The organism is Candidatus Palibaumannia cicadellinicola, from assembly GCF_002855795.1.
GTDB lineage: Bacteria > Pseudomonadota > Gammaproteobacteria > Enterobacterales > Enterobacteriaceae > Baumannia > Baumannia cicadellinicola_C.
In genome coordinates this window covers 1-1,233 of the sequence record NZ_NJPO01000072.1, presented here as the reverse complement: position 1 = coordinate 1,233, position 1,233 = coordinate 1, and the positions used below count along the sequence as shown (strand labels likewise).

Genomic DNA, 1,233 nt, shown 5'->3' with positions numbered 1-1,233 from the left:
TAATGTGAGTAATAGAATTAACTATTGCTGTTTTTTTTTAAAAAATTTACTACGGCATGAACTTCTTCATCTTGTACAAATGCACCATGTACACGTATTGGTAACGAAGATTGAGAAGCAAGATAAAGCATATCACCCATACCAAGTAGAGATTCAGCACCAGTTTGATCTAAAATAGTTCTAGAGTCTATTGTACTTGATACCGCAAAAGCAATACGTGTTGGAATATTAGCTTTAATTAAGCCTGTAATTACATCTACAGATGGACGTTGTGTCGCTAGCACTAAGTGAATACCAGATGCTCGGGCTTTTTGTGCTAAACGAACAATTAAGTATTCCATTTTTTTTCCAATCATCATCATTAAATCAGCTAATTCATCTACTACTATGACAATATATGGTAAAGTTTCTAATAAAACCTTTGGTTTATATTTCAATCTAATTGGTTCATATTTTGCTTGTGTTATACGTTTATTATAGTTAGTTAAATTACGTACTCCTAGTTCTGACATTAATTTATAACGTCGGTCCATCTCACAAATGCACCAGCTTAATACATTCATAGCATCATTCATATTAGTAATAACTTTAGTTAACAGATGAGGAATTCCTTCATACACTGAAAGTTCTAACATTTTGGGATCAATCATAATAAATCGTACATTTTGCGGTGTTGCTTTATACAAAATACTTAAAATCATAGCATTTATTCCTACTGATTTTCCTGAACCAGTAGTCCCAGCGACTAATAAGTGAGGCATTTTCATGAGATCAACAATGACTGTTTGTCCTCTAATATCTTTTCCAAGCACTAAAGATAATGGTGATTTGACTTGATTAAACTGGTCACAATCAAATACTTCACGTAAAGAAATACTTTGACGTTGTTTATTAGGAATATCTAAACCAATATAAGGTTTATCAGGAATAATTTCTATTATTTGTACTATATTTGTTGATAATGCACGTGCGATATCTCGTGATAAATTAGAAATACGCGCTACTTTAACCCCAGGTGCTAAATCTAACTCAAAACGAGTAATAACTGGTCCTGGAAATATTCCAACTACTTTAGCTTGAATACGATAACCAGCTAAACATTTTTCTACTAGTCTTGCTGTTTGCTCTAGAAATAACATATCTACTGTTTTTGTTTCTAGCGTATGAGAGATTAATAAATCTATTGTCGGTAGTAACGTAAAAGATTTTGATACTTGATAAATTAAACTATCT

1 pseudogene is annotated in these 1,233 nt (G+C 31.7%); it reads right to left on the bottom strand.

Features of this window, described 5'->3' with window-relative positions:
- Positions 1–44 precede the first annotated feature (44 nt).
- Positions 45–1,233, bottom strand: a pseudogene (locus CEX73_RS01430) (DNA translocase FtsK); the annotation flags it as partial.